This is a genomic window from Microbacterium sp. zg-Y818 (genome assembly GCF_030246905.1).
Taxonomy (GTDB): domain Bacteria; phylum Actinomycetota; class Actinomycetes; order Actinomycetales; family Microbacteriaceae; genus Microbacterium.
In genome coordinates, this window is record NZ_CP126741.1 from 761,633 (window position 1) to 784,818 (window position 23,186).

The following is a 23,186-nucleotide window of genomic DNA, read 5'->3' on the forward strand; positions in this document are numbered from 1 at the left end:
ACCCGAAGCGCCCCCTCCGTAGGCTGGTCGGGTGTGGACGGAGGAGCGGATGGCGATGACCCTGCCCGAACTCGCGGAGGCGGGAATGGTGGACCCCGGGTGGGCGCGGGCGCTGCAGCCGGTCGCCCCCGACATCGCCGCGCTCGGTGAGCGGCTTCGCGCCGAGACGGCCGCAGGGCGCGAATACCTGCCCGCCGGCGACCGCGTGCTCCGCGCGTTCCAGCGGCCGCTCGAGGACGTGCGCGTGCTGATCGTGGGGCAGGACCCGTACCCCACGCCCGGGCACCCGATCGGGCTGTCGTTCGCCGTCGACGCGCACGTGCGCCCCATCCCGCGAAGCCTGCGCAACATCTACAAAGAGCTTTCCGACGACCTCGGCATCCCGCCGGCCGCCCACGGTGACCTCTCGGCGTGGAGCGACCAGGGCGTCATGCTGCTCAACCGCGTGCTGACCGTCGCGCCGGGCGCGGCCGGATCGCATCGGGGGTGGGGGTGGGAGAAGGTGACCGAGCACGCGATCCGGACGCTCGTGCAGCGTGAACAGCCCCTCGTGGCGATCTTGTGGGGGAAGGATGCCGCGGCGCTCGCGCCGATGCTCGGTGACACGCCCCGCATCGAGTCGCCGCACCCGTCGCCGCTGTCGGCGTCCCGGGGGTTCTTCGGCTCCCGTCCCTTCTCGCGCGCGGACGCCCTGCTCGTGGAACAGGGCGCAGAGCCGGTGGATTGGCGGCTCCCCGACCCCGCGGCCCTAGGCTGACGGCATGCTGGAGGACGAGTACGAGCGAGACCGGCGCCGACTGCCCCGACACCTGCGTCGCCGCCCCGAGCCGGAGCGTCCCTTCTCGTACGAGATCCGCCCTGCGCAGGAGCGGGACGTGCCCGACATCCGCGAGATCTACAACCACTACGTCACGAACTCGGTGGTGACATTCGACGAGAAGAAGTGGACCAACGCGCAGTGGCGCGAGAAGCTCGCCCACGCTCAGAAGCTGGGCCTTCCCTTCTTGGTCGCCGCGTCCCCGTCGGGGCAGATCCTCGGCTACGCCTACGTGCAGCCGCTGTCGAGCAAATCGGGCTACCGCTACAGCGTCGAGGACACGATCTACCTCGGCCAGGCCGCCACCGGCAAGGGTCTGGGACGCGCGCTGCTCGAGGCGCTCATCGCGGCGTCGGAGCAGGCCGGCATCCGCGAGATGGTCGCCATCATCAGCGACCGAGGCGCCGACGCCTCCATCGCGCTGCACGAGAAGCTCGGCTTCGTCGAGGTGGGTCGCATGGGCCGCGTCGGGCACAAGTTCGGCCGGTGGCTCGGAACGGTCTACCTGCAGAAGTCGCTCAAACCGGTGAAGAAGAAGGGCCTTATCGGTCGCCTGCGGGAAGGGTGACGTCTGGCCAGGCCCGCACCGCGTCGATGAGCGTGCGCCACGGGCCGGTCACGTCGGCATCCGGCAGCTCGGCCTCGTGGTGCTCCCGCCCCGTCTCTGCGCTCACTCGCCAGCAGAAGCGGTCGGCGCCGGAAGGATCGTGGCTTCCGTCGTTCCACGGGCAGCGATCGATGAGTTCGAGCCACCGCTCGGCGTCGTCGCCGGCGGGCGCAGCGCGCCACGTGCGGCGAAGTCCTGCGATACCGCCGGTGCGGACGACCGTCACCGAGAGGGCGGGCTCAAGGCACTCAGGCATCGTCGATCACGCCCACGCCCGACCAGCCGGCTCGGACGGCGGCGACCTCCTCTGAGTCCTCACCGTACTCCGCGACGGCGACCGCCAGCGTGGCACGGGCGAACGCGGCGAAATCGGTCGTGGGGGAGAGGGAGCCGCCGGTGAGCGTGAGGTACCAGATGCGCCCGGCGCGCTCCCACGCGAAGCCCTCGAGGGTGGTTGCCACCAGGTGGAAGGCGCGGTTCGGGATGCCGGAATTGATGTGCACCCCGCCGTTGTCGTCGGTCGTCTCGACGTAGTCGCGCATGTGGCCGGGCTGCGGGTCGCGCCCCAGCACGTCGTCGTCGTAGGCGGTGCCCGGCGCTGCGAGCGAGCGCAGCGCCCTGCCCTGCACCGCGTCGGTGAAGATGCCGGCGCCGATGAGCCACGACGCCTCGTCGGCGCGCTGCCGCAGATGGTGCTGTTCGGCGAGGGCTCCGAACACATCCGCGATGGATTCGTTGAGGGCGCCGGATTGCCCCTCGTACACCAGCCCGCCGGAGTACTCGATGACGCCGTGCGTGAGCTCGTGTGCAATCACCGTGAGCGAGTCGGTGAACCCGGTGAACACCTCGCCGTCGCCGTCGCCGAAGACCATGCGCTCGCCGTTCCAGAAGGCGTTGTCGAAATCGACGCCGTAGTGCACGGTGGCCGCGAGCGTGCCGCCCACGGCGTCGATCCCCGCGCGCCCGAAGGCGTCCCAGAAGAGGTCGAACGTGACCCCGAGGCCGTCGTACGCCTCGTCGGTGTCGTCGTCGCCGGTGGGGTCGTCGCCTTCGGCGCGCACGAGCACACCGGGCAGCGTCTCCTGATGCTGCGCGTCGGAGATGGCGCGATCGGGGGAGGGTCCCCCTTCGGCGACGAGCGAGCCGTTCTCGTCGATCGACAGGCGCAGGCGCGTGAGGTCGGGGTGGTAGCCGCGCTGGGCCCCGAGGGTGGCGCGCGCCGCCTGGGCCGCCCGCGCCAGATGAGGGGCCTCGGTCGCTGCGAGTCGAGCGAGCAGGTAGGGCGGGACGATGGCGTTCATGCCATGAGGCTAGGGGGCGGCGCCGACATCCGTCACGCCCCCGCTGCCGGGGTCGATCGCAGGGATGGATGCCAGCAGCCGCCGGGTGTACGCCACTTGCGGCGTGAGTAGCACCTTCTCAGTCGGGCCTTCTTCGACGATGCGGCCGTCCTTCATCACGATCACCTCGTCGCAGAGATTCTGCACGACGCCGATGTCGTGGGAGACGAGCACGAGCGCGAGGCCCTCGCGGCGCCGCAGGTCGCGCAGCAGCTCCAGGATCTGGGCTCGCACCGTCACGTCCAGTGCAGACAGGGGCTCGTCGCCCACCAGCAGGCGGGGCCGGTGCACGATGGCGCGGGCGATGGCGACGCGCTGGCGCTGGCCGCCCGAGAACTCGTGCGGGAAGCGGTCGGCCATGTCGGGCTCGAGACCCACGTCAGCCAGCACCTGCCGCACCCGGGCGCGGTGGTCGCCGTCGATTCCGAGGGCCCACAGCGGCTCGCCGACGATGCGCCCGATGCTCATCCTCGGATCCAGCGACTCGTAAGGATCCTGGAACACGATGCCGGTCTGTCGCCGCAGCCAGTGGAGTGAGCGGGCGGGCGCGGATGCCACCACCGGCCGGCCGTCGAACTCGACGGTGCCGGCGGTGGGGCTGTCCAACCCCAGCAGCAGCCGCACCAGTGTGGATTTTCCGGAGCCGGACTCGCCGATGACACCGAGGGCGGAGTTCTCCCGCACGTCGACGTCGGCGTCCTCCAGCGCCGTCGTCCAGCGCCGCGGCTCGAACAGCGCGGTGCGGGGGGCGAGATGACGGCGGGTGAGGCCGCGGCCGCGCAGCAGCGTCGTCATGCGCCGCCTCCCGGACGCCACAGGGTGGCGGTGGCGTCGCGCAGCAGCCCCCGGGTCACCGGCGACGCCGGCGAACTCAGCAGGGTCGGCACGGGCGCCGCCTCCACGACGCGGCCGTGCTCGAGCACGACGCCGTGCGTGGCGATCTGCGAGAGCACGGCGAGGTCGTGGGTGATGAACACCAGCGACATGCCGTCGCGGGAGACGAGGTCGCCGAGCAGGTGCAGGATGTCTGCCTGGATCGTGACGTCCAGCGCGGTCGTCGGCTCATCGGCGATGAGCAGGCGCGGCCGGCAGGCCAGCGCCATGGCGATGGCCACGCGCTGCCGCTGTCCGCCTGACAGCTGGTGGGGGTATCGGGCGACGATGCGCTCCGGGTCGGGGAGGGCGACCCGCCTCGCCTCGGCGACCGCGCGGGCCTTGGCCTCGCGGCGGGACACGCGCTCGTGGATGCGCACCGACTCCGAGATCTGCCGACCCACGTTGCGGATGGGGTTGAGGGCGGTCCGTGGCTCCTGGAAGACGATGCCGATCTCGTCGCCGCGCAAGCGGGCGAGATCGCGGTCCTTCATGCCGATGAGCTCGCGGCCGTTCCAGCGGATGCTGCCCGACGTCGTCGCGGCGTCCGGCAGCAGGCCCATGATCGCCAGCGCGGTGAGCGACTTTCCGGAGCCCGATTCGCCGATGAGGCCCACGCGTGCCGAATCGGGCACGTCGAACGAGACGCCGTCGACCACGCGCCGGCCGCCCAGCTCGATCACCAGATCGCGGACCTCGAGGCTCATGCCACCACCTCCGGCACGTGTGCGCGCGCTGCGTTGACGCGCCGAGACAGGGTCGGGTCCGTTGCCTCGCGCAGTCCGTCGCCGAGCAGGTTGAGACCGAGCACCGTGAGCGTGATGGCCAGGCCCGGCCACACCACCGACAACGGGTGCACCGTGATGTAGCTCTGCAGCTCGCTCAGCAGCCCTCCCCATGACGGCTGGGTCGGCGGTGCGCCGAACCCGAGGTACGACAGACCCGCCTCGGCGAGCACCGCCACGGCCATGCCCCACGACAGCTGCACGATGAACACCGGTGCAACGTTGGGGAAGAGGTGGCGCAGCAGGTTCTGCGTCGGGGTGAGTCCCGCAGCGCGGCCCGCGAGCACGAACTCGCTGTGCAGCACCCGGCGGAGCTCGGGGCGGGTCACGCGGGCGATGTTGACGCCGAAGCCGATCCCCACCGAGAGGATCACCACCCACAGCGACCCGCCCCACACGGCCGAGATCATCATGGCGATCAGCAGCACCGGAAAGGCGATGAGGATGTCGACGAGCACAGCGACCGACTCGCGCACCCACCGTGCCGTGAGTGCCCCGAGCGATGCCAGCACGAGGCCGATGAGGGTGGCCACGAGGCCCGCGCCGAGGGCGACCCAGACAGTGGTGACAGAACCCGCCATGATCAGGCTCAGGATGTCGCGGCCGGTGCCGTCGGTGCCGAGCAGGTGGGGCCAGCCCGGCGGCATCCACCGCTGGGCGATGTCCACGCGTTGCGGGTCGAACGGTGTCCACAACGCCGATACGACGGCGGTGAGGCCGACGCCGGCGAACACGGCCAGCCCGATGCGGCCGGTGGTGAGGGCGGTGAGGCGGCGCAGCCAGCCCCACCGGTCAGCGGCGCGTGCGGGTCGTGCCTGGGCAGATGCGCCTTTCACTGCGCCTCCCGCTGCCGCGGGTCGATCACCCGGTGGAACAGGTCCACCGCGAAACCGACCACGAGCACGAACCCGGTGAGCACGAGCAGCTCTCCCTGCACCTTGGGCAGATCGCGCTGGCCGACGTCGACGACGAGCATGCGGCCGATGCCGGGGAGGGAGAACAGCTGCTCGATGACCACGGCCCCGACGATGATGCCGGCGACCTGCAGGCCCAGCACCGTGATGATCGACAACCCGACGTTGGGAAGCCCGTGACGCAGCATCGCCTGGGTGCGGGTGAGCCCTTTCGCCGCGGCGGCGCGCACGTAGTCCTGGCCCACCGCCTGCAGGGTCGCCGAGCGGACGAATCGCAGCAGCATGGCGCCTTCGACGATGCCGATCGTGATCGCCGGCAGCAGCAGGGCGCGCCAGGCAGCGGCAGGGTCCGCCCAGCCCGAGCGGGGGAAGCCCTGGGCGGGCAGCCAGCCGAGCCACACCGCGAAGACGACGACGAGCATCATGCCGGCCCAGACGACGGGAACGGCGGCGAGAGCCTGGGCGCCGACGGTGATCATCGTTCCGTCGGCGCGGCCGCGCCGCAGCGCTGAGGCAACGCCCAGGGGCACGCTGAACACCAGCGCGATGGCCATGGCGAGCAGGCCGAGCGGAACGGTCACCTCGGCCTTCTGCGCGAGCTCGGTCGCCACCGGGGTTCCGGTCAGCAGCGACGTGCCGAGGTCTCCGCGAACCACCCCGGACATCCAGTCGAAGTACTGGACCGGCAGCGGTCGGTCAAGACCCAGGCCCGACCGGATGGCCTCGACCTGCGCGGGGGTGCTTCCGACGCCCGCGATCATCTGCGCGATGTCGCCGGGCAGCACCCGCAGGGTGACGAAGATCAACACGCTGGCAACGACGAGACCCACCAGCAGCAGGACCAGCCGCGTCAGCGCGTAGCGGATCACCCCTCGCTCTTGGTGATCTCGGCGAGGTTGAGGCGCTCGTTCACGTTGACCGTCGGCATACCGGCGATGCTATCGCCGACCGCGACCACCGAGGCGCCGTTGTACAGCCAGTCGGCGGCGTGGTCCTCCGAGACGATGCGTGCGGCCTGCGCCAGCAGCTCGTCGGCCTCGGCCTCGTCCGTCGCCGCGAGCGACTGTGCGAACAGCTCCTGCACCTCGGCGTTGTCGTAGCCGAAGTAGTAGGACGGGTCCGCCCAGTTCTCGAAGTCTCGCGCCTCGGTGTGCAGCACGAAGCTGAGTTCGTAGTCCCGGTTGACGTAGACGTCGTTGAGCCAGGCCGAGAACTCCACCGGGTCGATCTCGAGCGTCACGCCGACGTCGTGCAGGTTCGAGACGAGGATCTGCGACACGGTGGTGCCGTAGAACGACGGGATCGTGAGCGTCAGCTCGAGATCCTCCGCGCCCGCCTCAGCGAGCAGCTCGCGCGCGGCCTCGGGGTCGTGCGGCACGACGTCGGAGAGATCTTCGTGACCGGGGTCGAGTTCGGGGATGGGGCCGTATTGCGTCTGGCCGGCGCCGATCGCTTCGACGATGGCGTCGTGGTCGATCGCCTGGCGGATCGCCTGGCGCACGCGCACGTCGGCCAGCGGCTCCGCTGCCGCGTTCATCGCCAGGGTGCCCTTGTCGGTCGACGCACCGACCTCGACGGTGAAGTCGCCGTTGGCCTCGATCTGCTCCGAGAGGTTCGCGTCGAAGCCGGTCACCACGTCGACCTCACCGGCGAGGGCGGCGTTGAGGGCCGCCTGCGTCTCGGGGATGTACGCGAAGATCACCTCGGAGACGCCGGCGGGGTCGCCCCAGTAGCCGTCGAACCGCTGCAGGGTGACGCTGTCGCCCTGACGCCACGACGAGAGGGTGAAGGGTCCGGTGCCGTTGGCGGCGGTCTTGCGGTCTGTGGCATCCCCTTCCTTGAGCACCAGGCCCGCGCGACCGGTGAGGTTCCACAGGAAGCTCGAATCAGGCTGGCTCAGGGTGATGGTGATCGTCTGGCCGTCGGCGGTGACCGAGGTCATGCCGGCGAGCCGCTCGGCATCGCGGTAGCTGGGGGTGTCCCGCACCTGGGTGAGCGACCACACCACGTCCTGCGGGGTGAGCGGCTGGCCGTCGTGGAAGACCACCCCCTCGCGCAGGGTGAAGGTGTAGGTGAGCCCGTCTTCTGACACCTCATAGTCGCTGGCCAGGGAGGGGACGATGTCCTGCTCGGGGGTGCGCGACACCAGGCCCTGGTAGACGTTGTCGATGAGCAGCTGGTCGAGCGCGGCGCCGGCTGTCTCACGGATGTCGAGGTTGCCGGGCTCGGCGACCATGCGCACCGTGACGGAGGCGTTCGGGTCGGCGACGGCGCTGGTCGACGGGGCGGGCGTCTGCTCTGCGGTGCAGGCCGTGAGGGCCAGAGCGCCGGCCATGAGCACGGCGGCGGCCAGGGGGGTACGGCGGAGCATGGAGGGAATCCTTTCGCAAGGGCGGGGGCGTCGGCGCTGTCCGTGGCCTCCGCGTACTCTTGTGCGCCTAACAGCCTATGGTCCGCCCGACGCAGGTCGCGCATCGGGGCCGCCCATTGTGAGCCCGGGATCAGGATTTTTTCGGCCTCCGCCGAGGCAGAAGGGCGATCATGCCGCTCCGGGCGCAGATTCCGGGCCGGGCTAGGGTCAGATCATGAGCGATGAAGCGCGCGTGCACCTGTCCCGCTCCGCACCTGCGGCCTACCGCGCCCTCGACGCGGTGGCCAAGACCGTCGGCGCGCTCGCCGATGAAGCCGGCGTCGAGCCCCGCCTGCGCGAGCTCGTGCAGATCCACGCGTCGCAGCTGAACGGATGCGCGTTCTGCGTGCGGGTGCACGTCGACCGGGCGACGGCCGCCGGACTCACCGCGGACGTGATCGCGCAGGTCGCGGTGTGGCGGGACTCGGGCGTCTTCAGCGAGCGTGAGCGCGCGGCGCTGGAACTGACCGAGGCCCACGTGCGCATCGACCTGGGCGGAGTTCCCGACGATGTGTACGACCGGGTGGGCGCCATCCTGTCGGAGAAGGAGTACGTGGCGATCAGCTGGATCCTGGTGTCGATCAACGCGTTCAACCGCGTCGCCATCGCCGGTCGCTACCCCGTGCCCGCACGCGACGGAGAGCAGGCATGACGGATGCCACCTGGGCCGTCTCCGGCGCGCTCAATTTCCGTGATGTGGGGGGCCTGCCGGCGCAGGGCGGAGTGACGCGCTCGGGCGTGCTGTTCCGCTCGGGTAACCTCGCGCGCCTGGACGATGTCGGCAGGCGCACGTTGCGGGAGCTGGGGTTGCGGCGGGTGATCGACCTGCGCGCGGACGACGAGGTGGCCCTCGAGCCGTCGCTGGTCGATGGGCTGGGGCTCGAGACGATGCGCGTTCCCCTCCTCCTCGGCTCGGCCGCGTCGTTCTTGGAGAAGGACATCGATCTCGACGGCTTCTACCGCGCGATGCTCGATGAGGCCGCCGACCGCGTCGTCGAGGTGGTGCGGGGAGTGCTGGCCGATCAGCCGGTGCTCGTTCACTGCACCGTCGGCAAGGACCGCACCGGAGTCACCGTGGGACTCACGCTGGCCGCGGCGGGCGTCGACGAGGATGCCGTGGTGGCGGACTATGCGCGCACCGAGGCGCTGCTGCCCGCACAGCGCAACGCCCGCGTGCTGCGGTATCTGCGCTCGCAGCATCCTGAGGCGCGCTTTCTCGAGGAACTCGCGACCAAGTCGCCCGCCGCCGCGATGCGCACCCTCCTCGACGATCTGCGGGGCCGCTACGGCGCTCCCGTGGAGTTCCTGCGCGCGCACGGCCTAGGGGACGACGAGATCCGCGAGCTGACCGCGCTGCTCGTGCGGCATAGCTGACCCTTACTCAGGTTAGGCAACCCTATGTCGGTGTATCGTGGCAGTGTCATGACCTCCCTCGACCACAACGCCACCGCCTGCCGGGCCTCCAAGCACACACGCGTGCAGCACCTCGTCACCGCCGACGAGCACTCGCTCACCGATCTCGAGGCGCTTCTCGCCACGCTGCCGCTGTGCTCGACCGGACGCGTCTTCATCGAGGTCCCCGACGACACCTGGTGTGCCGACATCGCGGTGCCCCCGCGCATGACGCTGACCTGGCTCGACCGTTCCCGCCGCTCCGGTGCACCGGGGACCGGCCGGTCCTGCGCGCCGGGCGAGGCGCTCGCGCGGGCGGTCGCGGCGTGGGCCGACGAGATGCTGTGCGGACAGGAGGGCGGCACCCGCGTGTTCCTGCTGGGCGGCTACCTCGGCACCGCCGACATCGTCGACCACCTCACCGGTCGCATCGGCATGCCGGCCGATGACATCCGCACGCCGGAGCGCTTCGGCCTCGCGACCGCGCGCTGAGCGGCGCACTCACGAGCCGCGCGGCACGTACCTGCCGTCTTCGAGTCCCGCCTCGATCTCGAAGCGGTTCGTCAGCGGGTTGCGTCTCGCCAGCAGGTAGAGCAGGGGCATGAGCGCGCCATAGCGCTGCCACTGCCGCTTGTGCACCGCCTCGTGCCGCAGCAGGCCGGTGGTGACGCGGCCGCTGCCGGTCAGGAAGCACCCGCCCACGCAGACGCCGCCGCGGCCGAACGTCCAGCCCGGCATGCCCCGGAACACCCACAGACCCTGCCGCTTCTCGACGCGGCCGGTGGACCACAGCGTGCCCCACACCAGGCCGACGGCGGTGCCCCAGAGGTAGCCCAGGCGGCTCACCGGCGAATCCAGCAGCACGCTCGGGATCCAGCGGTCCCACCGCCGGCCGCGGGCCAATGCCTCGTGCGCTGCTTCTCGCCAGCCTGCCGGCGGGGTGCGGGTCGGGCTCACGCGAGCGCGCCGATCACGCGCAGGATCGCTCCCATGTCGTCGACCGCGGCTCGCGGCGAGACGGGTGAGAACCCCGCCAGCGACGCGCCGGCGAGCGGTACGCGCCGTCGCAGTTCGGCGAGGGCGGCGACCAGCTGCGGCACCTCGATGCCGAAGGGGACGGCGCTGCCGACACCGGTGATCGCCGCCGGGTCCAGCACGTCGAGATCGACGTGCACGTACACGGCGTCGGCCCCGGTCGCAGCGACGGCGTGGGCGAGCGCGGCGGAGTCGGTGAACGCCTCAGGCGAGAGATGGGTGATCGCGGAGGTCTGCAGGTACGCCGTCTCTGCGGCATCCAGCTCCCGGGCTCCGGCCAGCACGACGCGCTCGGGCGGGATGGTGCCCGCGGGCAGGGCGAGTTCCCCGTCGCCGACGACGGCACGCAGGGCCATGCCGGCGTAGGCGCCCGAGAGCGAGGATTGCGGGTCGTTCAGGTCTCCGTGGGCATCGAGCCAGACCACCGCGAGGTGGGGATGCCGGGCCGCGGCGTGCCGGATGGCGGGGACGGCGACCGCGCAGTCGCCGCCGACGACGACGAACGGCTCGTGGACCGGGGCGAGCGCTTCGGCGACCAGCGTCTGGACGCGCTCCAGCGCGCTCAGCCGGTGTACGCCGGTGTCGAGCGACTCGCCGGCTTCGAGGGGCACATCCACACGGGTGCAGGCGGCGCGGGGGAGATCGCCCTCGATCGCCTCCGCACCGTCGACGAGCAGCATGGCGCGCGCAGACGGCGAGCCCTGCCATTGCGGAACGACGATGAACCGGGTCATGTGCCCATCTTCCCCTGAAGCGGCGTGCCGAAACGACCGGCCGCGCCGTGTAAACCCCTGGCTGTGACGACAGCGGGCGCCGCTCCGTGAGGAGACGGCGCCCGTGGTCGTTCGGGATCAGGCTCCGGCGTCGATCGCCTTCGCCGGGGCGCCGGACTTCAGCGCGGCCAGGCGCGCCTCGACCTCGGTGAGCTCGCCCACGTCCTCGAGTTGGTTGAACTGGGCGTCGATGCTCGATGCCGCGAGCTCCTGCTTGCCGGCGGCCAGGGCCTCCTGGCGGCGCACCTTGTCTTCGAAGCGACCGAGCTCGCTGGTGGGGTCGAGCACGTCGATCGACCGCACCGCGTCGTGCACCTTGGTCTGGGCCTCGGCGGTCTTCGCCCGGGCCAGCAGCTCGGAGCGCTTCGACTTCAGCTGCTCCAGCTTGCCCTTCATGCCGTTGAGGCCGTCCTTGAGCTTCTCGACGACCTCGCTCTGGGTGGCGATGGTCGGCGCGATCGCCCGTGCCTCGTTCTCTTCGCTGATCTGGCGCTGCAGGGCGATCTTGGCGAGGTTGTCGAACTTGTCGGCGTCGGCGAGGTTGCCGGCCGTGCGCAGCTGGTCGGCCTTGCGGCTGGCGGCGAGGGCCTTGTTGCCCCACTCGGCGGCCGCCTGCACGTCCTCCTGGTGGTCGCGCTCCAGCAGGCGCAGGTTGCCGATCGTCTCGGCGATGGCCGACTCGGCGTCGGCGATGGAGTTGCTGTAGTCGCGGACGAGCTGGTCGAGCATCTTCTGCGGGTCCTCGGCGGAATCGAGGAGCGCGTTGATGTTCGCCTTCATAAGGGTCGAGATGCGACCGAAGATGGACTGCTTTGCCATGGGTGTTGCCTTCCTATCACGTTGACGTGGAGTGGTCTGGGATGCCGCGGTGCGGCGGGCCCGGAGGATCAGAAGCGCCCCCCTCCGCGGCGGCCGCGGGTGCCCCCGCCGCCGAAACTGCCGGGGCGGAACGAGCCGCCACCGCTGCGACCGCGGCTGCTGCCGCCGCCGCCCATCATGCCGCCGAAGCCGCCGCCGCCCCGTGAGCGGCCACCTCCGCCGCCGCTGAGCAGCGAGTTGATGACGATGCCGCCGAGCACGGCCCCCAGCATGCCGTTGCCGCCTCCGCCGCCGCCGTAACCCCCGCCGCCGTAGCCGCCGCCGAAGCCGCCGACGTCGGTCTGGGCGTACTGGATGGCCTGCGCGGCCAGCTGGTGCGAGCGCTGGGCCAGGGGAAGTGCCTGCTCGGGCGAGGTCGCCGCCAGCTGCTGCGCCTGCGCGAGCGCCGCGGACGCCTCGGCCAGCCGGGTGCGGGCCTGCGCGCCGACGGCGCCACGGCGTGCCGACACGTAGTCTTCGGCCGCCGACACCTGAGCCTGGGCCTGCGCGAGCTGCTGTCCGAGCATCTGCTGCGCGCGCTGGGCGCGCTCCTGCGCGGTGCGGACGGCGGCGACGACCCCGTCGATGCGGGTGTTGGCGGTCTCGAGGGCCTCGAGGGTGGCCAGCGGACGCTTGGCCGCCGTCGCGAGGTTCTGCCGCGCAGAGTCGACCTGCTGGCGGGTCGCCGCCACCGCTGCGGCGACCTGGCCGTCGGGGTCGGGGAGCGAGGCGGCGACGGCCATGTCGTGCTCGAGGTCGGCGATGAGGGCGCCGGCATCCTTCTCGGCGTTGCCGAGGTCGGTCTGCAGCCGACCGATGGCGTCTTCCAGCAGGGCAGCCTGCTCGACGGCGTCTTCGGCTGCGCGGATGCCGACGGCCGCGGTGCCGCCGTCGCCGGCGGCGATGGCACGGGCCGCCTGTGCCAGCTGCTCGTCCGCGAACGCGATGCGCTCCCTGGCCTGCAGCGGGTTGTCGCTGACCGTCGCCAGAGCCTCGGGCGCGTAGTGGGCGTGCAGCGCCTGCAGCGCAGCTTCTGCGGCATCCAGTCGTCCGGCCACGGCCGCGCGCTCTTCCTGCACGCGGGTGAGGGCCTCGGGTGCGTTCTGCTCGAGCTTGCGCAGCTCGTCGAAGTCGGCGGCCTTCTCGTCGAGTCCGGCATCCGCCTGCTCGCACAGCCGCAAGATCTCGGTGTTCCACTCCCGCACCTGCTGCTCGGTGTCGGGTTCGGAGTCGTCGAGGCGCTGCTGAAGCGTGAAGGCCTTCGTGAGGTTGTCCTTCGCCGTCGCCAGGGCCTGCTGGAACTCCACCGTGGCCTGGTCGCCGAACTGCGCGCGCGCGAAGCCGAGCTCCTGCTCGCTGGTGCGGACGGCATCATCGGTGGCGACGAGCGCCGACGCGGCACGTCGTTCCAGTTCGGGGAGGGGGATCTGCTCGACGGTGTCGTCCTTCTTGGCGCGGCCTCCCGCGGCCTTGGAGCGGCGTGAGCGCACGACGAGAAGGACGACGACCGCGATGGCGATGGCGCCCAGGGCGATCCACAGCCAGGCGCCGCTCCCGCCGGGCTCGAGGTCGGACTCGAAGCGGTCCGCGGCGAGCTCGATGGCGCCGCTGTAGTCATCGGCTCCCAGCAGCGGCCGCATCGCCTGTTCGGTGGCGGTCAGCTCGCTGTCGCTGAGGGGGCCGCCGTCGTCGGCGGAGATGTAGTACTGCCTGCCCTCTGTGGCGATGGCCAGCAGGTACTGCGTCTGCCCCAGGCCGTTGCCGAACGCGACGGCATCCGCCCACTCCTGGCGGTCCGAGGGATTGGTGAACTCGTCCACGAGGACGACGAAGAGGTCGACCCCGGTCGCGTCGTAGAGTCCGTCGAGGCGGTCCTCCACCGCGGACGTCTCGCCACCGGTGAGCACGTCGGCCTGGTCGAGCAAGCGCGACGCCCCCAGCTGCATAGGGTCGGTGGCCGCCGCGCTGAGCGTTGTGGCGGACAGGAGCACGGCAGCAACGGCCGTGATAATCATGGCCCAGCGCCTGCGCATCGCGTCCCCTTCCGAGGCGCGACGAAGCACCTCGTTTCGAGTCTATGCATCCGGCCCCCCGCCCGTGGTAGTCCGGCGGCTGGGAGATGACGATGAAGCGGGGTGCGCCACCGGGCGGCGGGTCGCCCATGGCGCCGTGGGCGCCGCGGGTACGCTCGGGCCCTCGGAGGACACATGGACCACGACCGATACGGCAGCGACGTGCTCGCGTCGGGCTGGCGCAACGCCGGACGACGCGAGATCCCGAACGTGCCGGCGGCACGCGACCTCGTCGTCGAGGTGGCCGGCGACGGCTTCTGCGGCGCCGTCACCGGCGTGCAGGCGGGACTGGTCGAGCTCGAGGACCGCGTCGGCCGGCGCCGGCAGTTCCCGCTGGGCGGCGGCTTCCTGATCGACGGCGACCCCGTGCGACTCGTCGTGCCGACGGCCGGGCCGAAACCGCGCATGCGCACCGCTTCCGGGTCGTTCGCCGCCCCGCAGGAGCGCGCCCGGGTCGCGCGCGCCAGCCGCATCCTCGTCGAGGGGCGCCACGACGCCGAGCTCGTGGAGAAGGTCTGGGGAGCGGACCTGCGCGTCGAAGGGGTGGTCGTGGAGTACCTCGAGGGCATCGATCTGCTCGAAGAGACGCTGCGTGACGAGCCGCCGGGACCCGGTCGCCGGTACGGCGTGCTCGTGGACCACCTCGTGCCCGGCTCGAAGGAGCAGCGCATCGCGGATGCCGTCGCGCGCGGCCCGCACGGTGCGCACGTGCTGGTGGTCGGGCACCCCCACGTGGACGTCTGGGAGTGCGTGCTGCCGCGCGCCGTCGGCATCCCGGCGTGGCCCACGGTTCCCCGCGGCACCGACTGGAAGACCGGGGTGTGCCGGGCGCTCGGATGGCCCGCGGAGGAGCAGGCCGACACCGCGAGGGCGTGGCAGCGGATTCTCGGGAGCGTCCACACCTTCCGCGACCTCGACCCGAGTCTGCTCGGGCCGGTGGAGCGGCTCATCGACTTCGTCACCCAGGACGACTGATCCGTCGCGGGGCGCGCCGGTCGACACCGGTAGCCTTGTCCCATGCCGGACCCTGAGCCCGACGCGGACCCGACCGCCGATTCCGAAGCCCCGTTCCGAAAGCGCACGGTATCGTTCGTGCGCCGCAGCGGACGCATGTCCGAGGCGCAGGAGCGCGCCTGGCGCGAGCTGGCCCCCTTCTACGCGCTGCCGCTGGAACGTGACGGTGCGACGACGAGCGTGAGAGCCGGGTCCGAGGTCGTCCCGGCAGAGGTGTTCGGGCGCACCGCCCCGCTGGTCGTCGAGATCGGCTCCGGTCAGGGGCACGCGATCGTGCACGCGGCAGCGGCGCACCCCGAGGTGGACTTCCTGGCAGTCGAGGTGTTCAAGGCGGGCCTTGCCCGCACCATGCTCGACGCCGGCCGCCAGGGCCTGCGGAACCTGCGCGTCGTCGATGCCAACGCCCCCGAAGTGCTCGAGCACCTGCTGCCCGAAGCGTCGGTCCAGGAGCTCTGGGTGTTCTTCCCCGACCCGTGGCACAAGAAGAAGCACACCAAGCGCCGACTGGTCGTGCCGCCCTTCACCGCGCTCGCCGCGCGCGTGCTGCGCGACGGCGGTCTGTTGCGCCTCGCGACCGACTGGGAGGACTACGCGCTGCAGATGCACGCGGTCATGGACGACGCCGCCGACTTCGAGCCCGCGTTCGCCGGCACGTGGGCCCCGCGGTTCGAGGGGCGCGTCGTGACCGCATTCGAGCGCAAGGGCGCCGCGAAGGGCCGCGAGATCCGCGATCTGGTCTACCGGCGGAAGGCGCGCGCGTGAAGACGGTCGTCCCGGCCACCAGGCCGTTCGTCTCCCTCGCCACTGTGCCCGCGCTGCTGGTGTGTCTGGCCGCTCCCGCGTTCTTCGTGCTGCTGCAGCCCCTGCTCGGGTGGGCGCTGCTCATCGCGGGGCTCGTGGTGGCCGCTCTCGTGGAACGGCGTGGCGAGCGCGATGCCGTGCCCGCGGCATCCGACACCCGTCCGCCGAGCCTCGTGCGTGATCTGTCGCTCATCGCCCTCGGCATGGTCATCGTCAGCCTCATCGATCTGAAGGCCGAGCTCGACAACGCCGCGATGGTGCGGTTCACGCTCGCCCTCGGCGGAGCCGTGGTCGTGCCCTACGTCATCTCGCGCTGGGTGTACCGGGACCGCGCGATCTCGTTCCCGTGGCGCGGGGGAGGGCGGTGGACGACCTTCCAGTGGGTGTGGCTTCTGCTCGTGCTGGTGCTCGGCTGGCTGATCCTGCCGTTTTACTTCATCACCTCGGGCGTCTACATGAACTGGCCGGTGGTGGACACCCCCGACCTCATCGCGCGCCTGTTCGTCGGCGTCGGGGCCGTCGGCATCTGGGACGAGCTGTTCTTCATCTGCACCGTGTTCGCCCTGCTGCGCCGGCACTTCGCCGATCTGTCGGCGAACCTGCTGCAGGCGATCGTGTTCGTGTCGTTCCTGTGGGAGCTCGGCTACCGTGAGTGGGGGCCGGCGCTGACGATCCCGTTCGCGCTTCTGCAGGGCTACATCTTCCTGCGCACGCGCTCGCTCGCCTACGTCGTGACGGTGCATCTGCTCTTCGACGCGGTGGTTTTCGCCGTGCTCGTGCACGCCCACAACCCGGGGCTGCTCGACGCGATCTTCTTCGTCTCGCCCTGACGGCCGCTGCGGCCCGTCACCCGGAGCGCGGCGGTAGCATCGAGGCGGATCCCGACCGGATCCCCGGACGACGGTTCAGTACCCGGTGAGCGACAAGACTGGCCAGGAGGCTGTGTCATGTCGTGGTTCGTTCTCATCGTGTCCGGAGTCCTCGAGGCCGTCTGGGCGACCGCCCTGGGCAAATCGGAGGGCTTCACCAAGCTCTGGCCCTCGGTGGTCTTCGGCGTCGCCCTCGTGATGAGCATGGGGGGCCTCGCGTACGCGATGCGCGAGATCTCGACCGGCACCGCGTACGCCGTGTGGGTGGGCATCGGCGCGTCGATCACCGTCGTCTACGCGATGATCACCGGGGATGAGGACTTCTCGCTCGTGAAGTTCCTGCTCATCCTGGGCCTGGTCGGCTGCATCGTCGGGCTGAAGCTGGTCAGCCCCGAGTGAGGGGCGGATGCCGGCATCCTTCACGTTCAACCCGAGGGTGAGTCGATCTGCGCGGCGCCCCTTGACCCGGCGGGGGATCGGAGTAGCTTCGGTCCTGCGAGAAGAAAACGGAAACGTGGATACCGAGAGGTGACCGGATACGGAAACCGACACACGCAACTGATCGCCTCGGAGCTTAGGCTCCGGGGCGATCTGCGTTGTCCGGAGGGCCGTCCGGCCAGTGATAGTCTCGTTCGGTACGCCTCCGTAGCTCAGTGGATAGAGCGCCGGTTTCCGGTACCGTAGGTCGCAGGTTCGACTCCTGTCGGGGGCACCACCACCACTGAAAACGAAGATCGCCGTCCAGCTCTGGGCGGCGATCTTGTCGTTTCGGCTCGCTCTCGCGTGTTTCGCCAGAGTCTCGGGCCGGTCGCGGGAAACGGGCACTGGCGTTCCGAATGTCCACCCCGGCGGGACCCCGCCCTAACCGGCCAGCGCCTCGTTCGCCCGCGCCAGCGCACGGAGGTAGGCACCGGGTGTCACCCCGGCGACGGAGCGGAAGTCGTTGGTGAGGTGCGCCTGGTCGACGTAGCCGAGTTCGACGGCTATGGCGGCGAGGCTCCCGTCTTCGGTTGAGAGGCGCCGGACGACCTCCTGCAGGCGCACGCGGCGAGCGATCTCACCGGGACTGCGCCCGATGCTCTCCCGCACTGTCCGTTGCAGGGTCCGCACGCCCACTCCGAGCGCGGTGGCCACGTCCGACGTCTTCCGCACGTGCGGTCGGTCGGCGATGACATCGAGGGCGGCATTCGCCAACCGCTGCGACGGCCTCAGCGGACGCTCGGCGAGGAGCGCCCGCACGAGGGCGTCTGCGGCCTCGGACCTGGCGGTCGAGTCCGGCGCCGACGCGATCTGCTGGAGGAGCCGGTGCGTGCGCCCGTCGAGGTCCGCGGTGACCTCTCGCTCGTAGGGGAGCGACGAAGCCTCGAGGTCGGACAGCACGGCGAGGCCGGCGGGACGCAGCCGAATCGCGAAGACGTCCCCGCTGCCGCTGATCGTGCGCGTCCACGCCGTGGATCGAGCGGACGTCACCACGAGCGGGGCCGCGACGTCGCCGCTCTCGATGCTGAGCGTGATCGACGGGTGGTCGATGATCCGCTGCTCGATGGACTCGCCGGGCTCGAGCCGCCACTGCACCGCCCAGTAGGTGTCGACCACGTCTCGGAGGTCTTCGGTCGGCGGGATCCACCGGGCGGAGAACCGCTCGAGATTCTGCGGCTGCAGCACTCCGGAGCGCTCGGCCGGGCCGATGGCTCTCGTGCGCGTGCCCTCCATGGCGCAATTCTGCAATACCGGCGCGGGCCGCGGGGCGCAGGATGCGGTCATGACGACGAACTACCGCAGTACCTTCATCACCACGGCGCCCGACTGTCCCGTGCCTGTCGCAGAGGTGCCGCCCGCGGGTGCGAAGCCGAGTGTGGCGTCCCTGCAGTACGAGTTGATCCACGATCACCCGTACGAGAGGACGTCGGACGAGATCCTCTTCGAGGTGCACGCCATGCGCGCCGGGATCAGCGAGTCCGAGCGCCCCGCGGAATGGGATCGCTTCTTCGCGAAAGATCAGGCGTGCCTGCGCGCCTCTCCGCTGGCCAAGCGGTACGGCTGGGGGTTCCACCACGACGAGCAGGGCCGCGTCGCGCTCGTCGCGCTCGGCAGCGCCGAGTACGCGTCCCTCGCCGAACGCGCTGATCTCACACAGAAGCCCGCGATGCGCTCGTCACGGGGGTGAGCGGCTAGGCGCCCGTCCGCGGGGAGCGGATCAGCGCGCCGGCGGTGAGGAGCACCGCCGCCGCGGCCACGTGGGCGCCCACCCACCACGGGCCGGAGAGTTCGAACGGGTAGAGCGGGTTCCAGACGATCGCGATCGCGAGCATGACCGGCATCCACCACCATTGCCGGGCCTGCAGGGCGAACCATCCGATGATCACGGCGAGGATCGCCACGATGAAGCGGATCGCGAGGTAGTACTCGTGGCTGAGGAGTGCGGTGCCGGCCAGGCACGCGGTCGCGGCGAGGATCGCCGGGGCGAGTGCGTTGCGCTGGTACTCCGAGGGCGCGCGGGTCTGCGGTGAGGGCATGGGGGATCCGTTCGTCGTGCTCCTACCCAGTGTGACGCGTCCCGCCGAGGGTCTGGTTCACTTCCGGCCGTGCACCGCCCCGGCATCCCCTCGGGCGGGGCGGATGTAGAAGCAGTCCGGGAACCGTGTGGCCGCCGCCTGCCAACCTTCCGCGGGGGAGGGCATCGGCCGTGCCGAGAAGACCGAGACCCGCGTGATCTCCCACGCGGTGTCGTCCCGCTCGAGCACGTGTTCACCGTGGCGGGCGAGGACGAGTCGCCACCCCTGCGCCCCCGCCTCGGCGAGGTGGTGCATCTCTTCGGCGCGCGTCACCGGGCCGAGGATGCGACTGGATCCCTCCGGGTCGTCGCGCCGGACGTAGTGCGGGTCGAAACGCTGCTGCACTGCCTGCCGTGACGTGCCCAGGAGTGCGCCGATCTTCGCCCAGCTCACGCCGGCGTCGTGCGCGGCGCGCACGGCCTGCCCCTGCAGGTCCGCCGCAACGCGGGCGATGTCGTGAAACGCGGTCACGGCGGTCAGCAGCTCATCGGTCGTGGCGGGCTGCCCTGAGACAGCGCCGTGTCGCGCCGCCAGTCGGGACAGCTCGACGGCCAGATCGGCGTCGGCGTCGCCGGTCACGGGCGCGGTTTCTCGTCACCGGGTCGCCACGATCCGGCGCGGGATGTCGCCGCCGACCGCTGTGACTGAGCGGTGAAGAGCCACACGAGCCCGGCGATCACCGCGGACCAGCCCGCCACGCTCATCACGAGTCCCGGGATGTTCATTCCTACGAGCAACCCGATGACGGCCAAGACGATGCCGGCCACGATGGCTGCGATCACGAGACGGCGGGTCTTCTGCACCTGCGCTTCTGCATTCATGTGGCAAGGCTAGCTTGCACCGCGGCCGGGGGCAAGCTCTCCTTGCCCATCCGCTGCCGCGGTCGATGAAACCGCAACTGGCGGACGAGACCGTGGGTGACACCCGCCGTCTCGTCCGCCAGATGGGGTCTCACGGTGATGCGGCGGCGGGGCGGGGGTTACGCGACCGAGTGGGGCGGCCCGGCACTCATAAGCTGAATGGATGCCACACGCGACCGCGACCGCACCGCTCGCGTCGTGGCGGTTCGCCGGAACGCTGCGGCACTACCAGGCCGACGTCCTCGACCGCGTCGACGTCGCGGGGGGTTCGGCGCTGCACATCGTCGCGCCGCCCGGGTCGGGAAAGACCCTGCTCGGTCTGCTGCTGGCCGCCCGCCGTGGCCGCCGTGCGGTCGTGCTGACCCCGACCACGACGATCCGCGCGCAGTGGGCCGCCACCGCGGCGACCCTCGCGCCCGACCGGCGCGCGGTGTCCGAGGACCCGGACGGCCCGGGGGACTTCACGGCGCTGACCTACCAGGCCCTCAGCGTGCTGGACGCCGCCAACCCGTTCGCCGGGCTCGCCCGCAGCCGGTGGTGCGACGAGCTCGAGTCGGACGGCCGATCGCGGGATGCCGCCGCGCAGTGGCTCGACGACCTCGCGTCTCGGAACCCCGCCGCCTACCGCCGCGGCATCGCGAGCCGTTCGCGGACGCTGCGACGGCGTCTGGTGCGCGAGGATCCCGAGGTGCTCGCGTCGGCCCTGCATCCCAACGCCCTCGCCCTGATCGACCGGCTGGTCGCGCACGGTGTCGAGACCGTCGTGCTCGACGAATGCCACCACCTGCTCGACCACTGGGCGCTCGTGGTGGCGACCCTCGTCGCGCGCCTGCGCGAGGCGGGGCGCGAGCCGCTGCTGATCGGGCTCACCGCGACGCTGCCGTCACCCGATGACGCCGACGAGTACGACAACTACACCTCGCTGCTCGGCGACGTCGACTACGAGGTGCCAGTGCCGGCGGTCGTACGCGAGGGCAACCTCGCCCCCTACCGCGACCTCGTGCGCTTCGCCGAGCCGACCCGCGAGGAGCTCGCGTTCCTCTCCGGCCACGCCGAGGGGCTCGACGTGCTGCTGCGCACGACTTTCGCGGGCGACACCGGTCTGCAGTTCCTGCTCGACACGCTGCAGCCGCCCGCGCCGCCCGAAGCGCCGCGCGGCGCGCTCGAGCCCCCGCCGCCCGCGACCGACGAGGACGACGACGCCGCGGTGGACGCACGCCTGGCTGCGGCGTTCGCCCACGACTTCGCCGCCGCCGAGGCCGCGGCGGCGATGCTGGCCACCGCAGCGCCGCGGCATCCGCTCGTCGAGCATCTGCCCGACGTGGCTCGGCGGCCGCCCAGCGCCGACGAGACGATGCGGCTGCTCGCGCGCTTCGCGCTGGACCGGCTGCTGCCCGACCCGGCTGCCGAACGACAGTGGCACCGCATCCGTCGCATGCTCGCCGACTTCGGATACTCGCTGAGCGACCGGGGCGTGCGCCGCACCCGTGACCCTGTGGACACGATGCTGGCGTCGTCGCTGGCGAAGGACCACGCCGCCTGCGACATCCTGCGACTGGAGCGCGAGGCACTGGGCGACGAGCGGCTGCGTGCACTGGTGGTCACCGACTTCGCGTCGCACGGCAACAAGCACGGCGGGCTCGTCGGCACATCGGGGGCGCTGCGCACCTTCACATCTCTGGTGAACGACACCGCGACCTCCCGACTGCGTGCGATCCTCGTCACCGGCAGCCACGCGCGCATCGCCACGCGCGACGCGGACGTGCTCGTCGCAGCGCTCGGGGACGAGCTCGGCGTGCCGGTCGCGGCGGCCCCGCTGATGGAGGCGGCAGAGGTGTCGGAGCTTCATGCGCCGGGCGCCGGCGTCGCCGCCATCGTGCGTGCGGTGTCCGTGCTGCTCACACGAGGGTCCGTGCAGGTGGTGGTCGGCACCCGTGGCCTCTTCGGCGAGGGGTGGGACTGCCCCGCGGTCAACACCCTCATCGACCTGACCGCCGTATCGACGGCGTCGGCTACGCAGCAGCTGCGGGGACGCACCTTGCGCCTGGACCCCGCCTGGCCCGAGAAAGTCGCCCACAACTGGACGGTCACGGCGCTGCTGCCGCCGACGTTCCCGCTGTCGGCGCAGCCGGATGCCGCGCGACTGCGTCGCAAGCACGCCCGCCTGTGGGGACTCGACGCCGACGACGCCTCGCGGGTGGTGCGCGGGACGTCGATCGTCATGCCCGCGGGCCAGCGGGCCGGTTTGGCGGCGTTCGTGGCGAAGGATGCCGCGGCATCCGTCGCCGCCCTCAACTCCCTCGGCACGCCGCCGCCGCGATCCGTCACGCGGGCGCACTGGCGGATCGGCGAGCGGTACGTCGACCGCGAGAGTGTGAGCGCGCTCGTTCCGCGCCGCCGGGAGGCTCCGATGTTCCGCACGAGCCGGCCGGTGTCGCGTGCGCTGGGCGGCGCGTTCGCTGGGGCGGCCGCGGCAGCCGGCGCGGGGAGCGCGACCCTCGGGCTCGCGCTGGGTGCCGCAGCGGGACCGGAGGTGGGGATGGTCGCCGGCGCCGCTCTGCTGCTGGCCGGCATCGTGCCGGCCGTCGAACTCGGCCGCAGCTGGCGGCGCGCGCGTGGGCAGCTCTCCGGCGGGACCGAGCCGTACCGGCGCGTCGCGGGGATCGTGTGGGGGGCGCTGCGCCGCGCAGGCCGGGTTGCCGACGAGCCGGTGACGATCGCCGCGACGCAGACGGAGCCCGACGACGGGACCGGAGAGATCTCGATCGAGGCCGTGTCGGCATCCTTCGCCGATCAGCGAACGCTCGCCGACGCGCTGGGGGAGCTGTTCGGCCCCGTGCGCACGCCGCGCTTCCTGCTCGAGACCGGCAGCGGTGGCCGGTCGGCGCTCGTGCGGGGCGTGTTGCGCCGCGCCGCCCGGCGACGGGCCGAGGGACACTTCGTGCCGGTGCCGTCGCTCATCGGGCGTCGCCGACGGGATGCCGAGGCGTTCGCCGCGGCGTGGGAGCGAGAGCTCGGGCCCTGCGTGCTGCACGCGATGGACCGGCCCGAGCAACTCGCGCTCATGGCCCGCGCCCGTCGCGGGGGTGGCGGGCTTGTGCCCGCCACCTCCCGCGAACAGTGGCGCTGACGTTCGGTGGACGCAAGTGGCCGTCGTTACGCCCCGTGAAGGGCCGCATGCGACGACCGAAGCGCGGCGCTCACCCGACGG

At 71.6% G+C, this 23,186-nt stretch carries 26 protein-coding genes, 1 tRNA gene and 1 riboswitch; of the genes, 12 read left to right on the top strand and 15 right to left on the bottom strand.

Features of this window, described 5'->3' with window-relative positions; translation table 11 throughout:
- Window positions 1-49: 49 nt before the first annotated feature.
- Window positions 50-757 carry a uracil-DNA glycosylase gene (locus QNO21_RS03340; protein ID WP_257519590.1) on the top strand — a complete coding sequence of 236 codons (708 nt, stop codon included), beginning with the start codon at window positions 50-52 and terminating at the stop codon, window positions 755-757.
- Window positions 758-761: 4 nt separating this feature from the next.
- Window positions 762-1,385: a GNAT family N-acetyltransferase gene (locus tag QNO21_RS03345; protein ID WP_257519482.1), complete on the top strand. Its 624-nt coding sequence runs from the start codon at window positions 762-764 to the stop codon at window positions 1,383-1,385.
- Here the strand turns inward: QNO21_RS03345 and QNO21_RS03350 are convergent.
- The 7 genes from QNO21_RS03350 to QNO21_RS03380 are packed head-to-tail and all read right to left on the bottom strand — an operon-like array spanning window position 1,360 to window position 7,707.
- Window positions 1,360-1,680, bottom strand: coding sequence for a protealysin inhibitor emfourin (locus tag QNO21_RS03350; protein ID WP_257519481.1), 321 nt, complete (start codon window positions 1,678-1,680; stop codon window positions 1,360-1,362). The genes QNO21_RS03345 and QNO21_RS03350 overlap by 26 nt on opposite strands.
- Window positions 1,673-2,725, bottom strand: coding sequence for a M4 family metallopeptidase (locus QNO21_RS03355; protein WP_257519480.1), 1,053 nt, complete (start codon window positions 2,723-2,725; stop codon window positions 1,673-1,675). Before QNO21_RS03355 ends, QNO21_RS03350 begins: the two co-directional genes overlap by 8 nt.
- Window positions 2,726-2,734: 9 nt before the next feature.
- On the bottom strand, window positions 2,735-3,559 hold the full coding sequence (locus tag QNO21_RS03360) for an ABC transporter ATP-binding protein (RefSeq protein WP_257519479.1): 825 nt from the start codon (window positions 3,557-3,559) through the stop codon (window positions 2,735-2,737).
- Complete coding sequence (locus tag QNO21_RS03365; protein ID WP_257519478.1) at window positions 3,556-4,344, bottom strand: ABC transporter ATP-binding protein; 789 nt, start codon at window positions 4,342-4,344, stop codon at window positions 3,556-3,558. Before QNO21_RS03365 ends, QNO21_RS03360 begins: the two co-directional genes overlap by 4 nt.
- Window positions 4,341-5,258 carry an ABC transporter permease gene (locus QNO21_RS03370; protein WP_257515325.1) on the bottom strand — a complete coding sequence of 306 codons (918 nt, stop codon included), beginning with the start codon at window positions 5,256-5,258 and terminating at the stop codon, window positions 4,341-4,343. The genes QNO21_RS03365 and QNO21_RS03370 overlap by 4 nt, the downstream gene beginning before the upstream one ends.
- Window positions 5,255-6,205 carry an ABC transporter permease gene (locus QNO21_RS03375; RefSeq protein WP_257519477.1) on the bottom strand — a complete coding sequence of 317 codons (951 nt, stop codon included), beginning with the start codon at window positions 6,203-6,205 and terminating at the stop codon, window positions 5,255-5,257. The genes QNO21_RS03370 and QNO21_RS03375 overlap by 4 nt, the downstream gene beginning before the upstream one ends.
- Window positions 6,202-7,707, bottom strand: a complete 1,506-nt coding sequence (locus tag QNO21_RS03380; protein WP_257519476.1) for an ABC transporter substrate-binding protein — start codon at window positions 7,705-7,707, stop codon at window positions 6,202-6,204. Before QNO21_RS03380 ends, QNO21_RS03375 begins: the two co-directional genes overlap by 4 nt.
- A gap of 214 nt (window positions 7,708-7,921) precedes the next feature.
- Between QNO21_RS03380 and QNO21_RS03385 the strand changes: the two genes are divergently transcribed.
- From QNO21_RS03385 to QNO21_RS03395, 3 genes are read left to right on the top strand one after another with little or no spacing between them, the layout of a single operon-like run.
- Window positions 7,922-8,398 (top strand): carboxymuconolactone decarboxylase family protein, encoded by a 477-nt coding sequence (locus QNO21_RS03385; RefSeq protein ID WP_257515322.1) that lies wholly within the window; start codon window positions 7,922-7,924, stop codon window positions 8,396-8,398.
- Window positions 8,395-9,120 carry a tyrosine-protein phosphatase gene (locus QNO21_RS03390; protein ID WP_257519475.1) on the top strand — a complete coding sequence of 242 codons (726 nt, stop codon included), beginning with the start codon at window positions 8,395-8,397 and terminating at the stop codon, window positions 9,118-9,120. The genes QNO21_RS03385 and QNO21_RS03390 overlap by 4 nt, the downstream gene beginning before the upstream one ends.
- A 48-nt stretch (window positions 9,121-9,168) precedes the next feature.
- Window positions 9,169-9,630, top strand: coding sequence for an SIP domain-containing protein (locus QNO21_RS03395; RefSeq protein ID WP_257519474.1), 462 nt, complete (start codon window positions 9,169-9,171; stop codon window positions 9,628-9,630).
- 9 nt (window positions 9,631-9,639) lie between these two features.
- On the opposite strand, the gene QNO21_RS03400 is transcribed toward QNO21_RS03395, so the two are convergent.
- From QNO21_RS03400 to QNO21_RS03415, 4 genes are all read right to left on the bottom strand, one after another.
- Window positions 9,640-10,095 (bottom strand): Fe-S oxidoreductase, encoded by a 456-nt coding sequence (locus QNO21_RS03400; RefSeq protein ID WP_257519473.1) that lies wholly within the window; start codon window positions 10,093-10,095, stop codon window positions 9,640-9,642.
- Window positions 10,092-10,907 (bottom strand): arginase family protein, encoded by an 816-nt coding sequence (locus QNO21_RS03405; RefSeq protein WP_257519472.1) that lies wholly within the window; start codon window positions 10,905-10,907, stop codon window positions 10,092-10,094. Before QNO21_RS03405 ends, QNO21_RS03400 begins: the two co-directional genes overlap by 4 nt.
- Window positions 10,908-11,024: 117 nt before the next feature.
- Complete coding sequence (locus tag QNO21_RS03410) at window positions 11,025-11,765, bottom strand: PspA/IM30 family protein (protein WP_257517129.1); 741 nt, start codon at window positions 11,763-11,765, stop codon at window positions 11,025-11,027.
- Window positions 11,766-11,833: 68 nt separating this feature from the next.
- On the bottom strand, window positions 11,834-13,819 hold the full coding sequence (locus tag QNO21_RS03415) for a TPM domain-containing protein (protein ID WP_257519471.1): 1,986 nt from the start codon (window positions 13,817-13,819) through the stop codon (window positions 11,834-11,836).
- Between the two features lie 192 nt (window positions 13,820-14,011).
- Between QNO21_RS03415 and QNO21_RS03420 the strand changes: the two genes are divergently transcribed.
- The 5 genes from QNO21_RS03420 (at window position 14,012) to QNO21_RS03440 (ending at window position 17,275) form a co-directional block, all read left to right on the top strand.
- Window positions 14,012-14,851, top strand: coding sequence for a DUF3097 domain-containing protein (locus tag QNO21_RS03420; RefSeq protein WP_257514441.1), 840 nt, complete (start codon window positions 14,012-14,014; stop codon window positions 14,849-14,851).
- A gap of 42 nt (window positions 14,852-14,893) precedes the next feature.
- Window positions 14,894-15,652, top strand: a complete 759-nt coding sequence (gene trmB, locus QNO21_RS03425; protein ID WP_257519469.1) for a tRNA (guanosine(46)-N7)-methyltransferase TrmB — start codon at window positions 14,894-14,896, stop codon at window positions 15,650-15,652.
- Window positions 15,649-16,521, top strand: a complete 873-nt coding sequence (locus QNO21_RS03430) for a CPBP family intramembrane glutamic endopeptidase (RefSeq protein ID WP_257519467.1) — start codon at window positions 15,649-15,651, stop codon at window positions 16,519-16,521. The genes trmB and QNO21_RS03430 overlap by 4 nt, the downstream gene beginning before the upstream one ends.
- A gap of 42 nt (window positions 16,522-16,563) precedes the next feature.
- A riboswitch (guanidine-III (ykkC-III) riboswitch) is annotated at window positions 16,564-16,628 on the top strand.
- 10 nt (window positions 16,629-16,638) lie between these two features.
- Complete coding sequence (locus QNO21_RS03435; RefSeq protein ID WP_257519466.1) at window positions 16,639-16,959, top strand: DMT family transporter; 321 nt, start codon at window positions 16,639-16,641, stop codon at window positions 16,957-16,959.
- A gap of 240 nt (window positions 16,960-17,199) precedes the next feature.
- Window positions 17,200-17,275 (top strand) — tRNA-Arg (locus QNO21_RS03440).
- 146 nt (window positions 17,276-17,421) lie between these two features.
- On the opposite strand, the gene QNO21_RS03445 is transcribed toward QNO21_RS03440, so the two are convergent.
- Entirely contained in the window at window positions 17,422-18,273 is an 852-nt protein-coding gene (locus QNO21_RS03445) for a helix-turn-helix domain-containing protein (RefSeq protein ID WP_257519464.1), read from the bottom strand.
- A 49-nt stretch (window positions 18,274-18,322) separates the two neighbouring features.
- Between QNO21_RS03445 and QNO21_RS03450 the strand changes: the two genes are divergently transcribed.
- Complete coding sequence (locus QNO21_RS03450) at window positions 18,323-18,727, top strand: DUF6157 family protein (protein ID WP_257519462.1); 405 nt, start codon at window positions 18,323-18,325, stop codon at window positions 18,725-18,727.
- A gap of 4 nt (window positions 18,728-18,731) precedes the next feature.
- Here the strand turns inward: QNO21_RS03450 and QNO21_RS03455 are convergent, their stop codons facing one another.
- From QNO21_RS03455 to QNO21_RS03465, 3 genes are read right to left on the bottom strand one after another with little or no spacing between them, the layout of a single operon-like run.
- Entirely contained in the window at window positions 18,732-19,076 is a 345-nt protein-coding gene (locus QNO21_RS03455; protein ID WP_257519461.1) for a DUF6804 family protein, read from the bottom strand.
- 57 nt (window positions 19,077-19,133) lie between these two features.
- Window positions 19,134-19,694, bottom strand: a complete 561-nt coding sequence (locus QNO21_RS03460) for a hypothetical protein (protein WP_257519460.1) — start codon at window positions 19,692-19,694, stop codon at window positions 19,134-19,136.
- A complete protein-coding gene (locus QNO21_RS03465) occupies window positions 19,691-19,936 on the bottom strand; it encodes a hypothetical protein (RefSeq protein WP_257519459.1) in 246 nt (81 codons plus the stop codon). Before QNO21_RS03465 ends, QNO21_RS03460 begins: the two co-directional genes overlap by 4 nt.
- 202 nt (window positions 19,937-20,138) lie before the next feature.
- Between QNO21_RS03465 and QNO21_RS03470 the strand changes: the two genes are divergently transcribed.
- Window positions 20,139-23,105 (top strand): DEAD/DEAH box helicase family protein, encoded by a 2,967-nt coding sequence (locus QNO21_RS03470; protein ID WP_257519458.1) that lies wholly within the window; start codon window positions 20,139-20,141, stop codon window positions 23,103-23,105.
- Window positions 23,106-23,186 lie beyond the last annotated feature (81 nt).

Excerpts from the sequence above, each read along its gene's own strand:
- QNO21_RS03340 (WP_257519590.1), top strand. The coding sequence starts at position 50 with ATGGCGATGACCCTGCCCGAACTCGCGGAGGCGGGAATGGTGGACCCC.
- QNO21_RS03345 (WP_257519482.1), top strand. The coding sequence starts at position 762 with ATGCTGGAGGACGAGTACGAGCGAGACCGGCGCCGACTGCCCCGACAC.
- QNO21_RS03350 (WP_257519481.1), bottom strand. The coding sequence starts at position 1,680 with ATGCCTGAGTGCCTTGAGCCCGCCCTCTCGGTGACGGTCGTCCGCACC.
- QNO21_RS03355 (WP_257519480.1), bottom strand. The coding sequence starts at position 2,725 with ATGAACGCCATCGTCCCGCCCTACCTGCTCGCTCGACTCGCAGCGACC.
- QNO21_RS03360 (WP_257519479.1), bottom strand. The coding sequence starts at position 3,559 with ATGACGACGCTGCTGCGCGGCCGCGGCCTCACCCGCCGTCATCTCGCC.
- QNO21_RS03365 (WP_257519478.1), bottom strand. The coding sequence starts at position 4,344 with ATGAGCCTCGAGGTCCGCGATCTGGTGATCGAGCTGGGCGGCCGGCGC.
- QNO21_RS03380 (WP_257519476.1), bottom strand. The coding sequence starts at position 7,707 with ATGCTCCGCCGTACCCCCCTGGCCGCCGCCGTGCTCATGGCCGGCGCT.
- QNO21_RS03385 (WP_257515322.1), top strand. The coding sequence starts at position 7,922 with ATGAGCGATGAAGCGCGCGTGCACCTGTCCCGCTCCGCACCTGCGGCC.
- QNO21_RS03390 (WP_257519475.1), top strand. The coding sequence starts at position 8,395 with ATGACGGATGCCACCTGGGCCGTCTCCGGCGCGCTCAATTTCCGTGAT.
- QNO21_RS03395 (WP_257519474.1), top strand. The coding sequence starts at position 9,169 with ATGACCTCCCTCGACCACAACGCCACCGCCTGCCGGGCCTCCAAGCAC.
- QNO21_RS03405 (WP_257519472.1), bottom strand. The coding sequence starts at position 10,907 with ATGACCCGGTTCATCGTCGTTCCGCAATGGCAGGGCTCGCCGTCTGCG.
- QNO21_RS03410 (WP_257517129.1), bottom strand. The coding sequence starts at position 11,765 with ATGGCAAAGCAGTCCATCTTCGGTCGCATCTCGACCCTTATGAAGGCG.
- QNO21_RS03415 (WP_257519471.1), bottom strand. The coding sequence starts at position 13,819 with ATGATTATCACGGCCGTTGCTGCCGTGCTCCTGTCCGCCACAACGCTC.
- QNO21_RS03420 (WP_257514441.1), top strand. The coding sequence starts at position 14,012 with ATGGACCACGACCGATACGGCAGCGACGTGCTCGCGTCGGGCTGGCGC.
- trmB (WP_257519469.1), top strand. The coding sequence starts at position 14,894 with ATGCCGGACCCTGAGCCCGACGCGGACCCGACCGCCGATTCCGAAGCC.
- QNO21_RS03435 (WP_257519466.1), top strand. The coding sequence starts at position 16,639 with ATGTCGTGGTTCGTTCTCATCGTGTCCGGAGTCCTCGAGGCCGTCTGG.
- QNO21_RS03445 (WP_257519464.1), bottom strand. The coding sequence starts at position 18,273 with ATGGAGGGCACGCGCACGAGAGCCATCGGCCCGGCCGAGCGCTCCGGA.
- QNO21_RS03450 (WP_257519462.1), top strand. The coding sequence starts at position 18,323 with ATGACGACGAACTACCGCAGTACCTTCATCACCACGGCGCCCGACTGT.
- QNO21_RS03455 (WP_257519461.1), bottom strand. The coding sequence starts at position 19,076 with ATGCCCTCACCGCAGACCCGCGCGCCCTCGGAGTACCAGCGCAACGCA.
- QNO21_RS03465 (WP_257519459.1), bottom strand. The coding sequence starts at position 19,936 with ATGAATGCAGAAGCGCAGGTGCAGAAGACCCGCCGTCTCGTGATCGCA.
- QNO21_RS03470 (WP_257519458.1), top strand. The coding sequence starts at position 20,139 with ATGCCACACGCGACCGCGACCGCACCGCTCGCGTCGTGGCGGTTCGCC.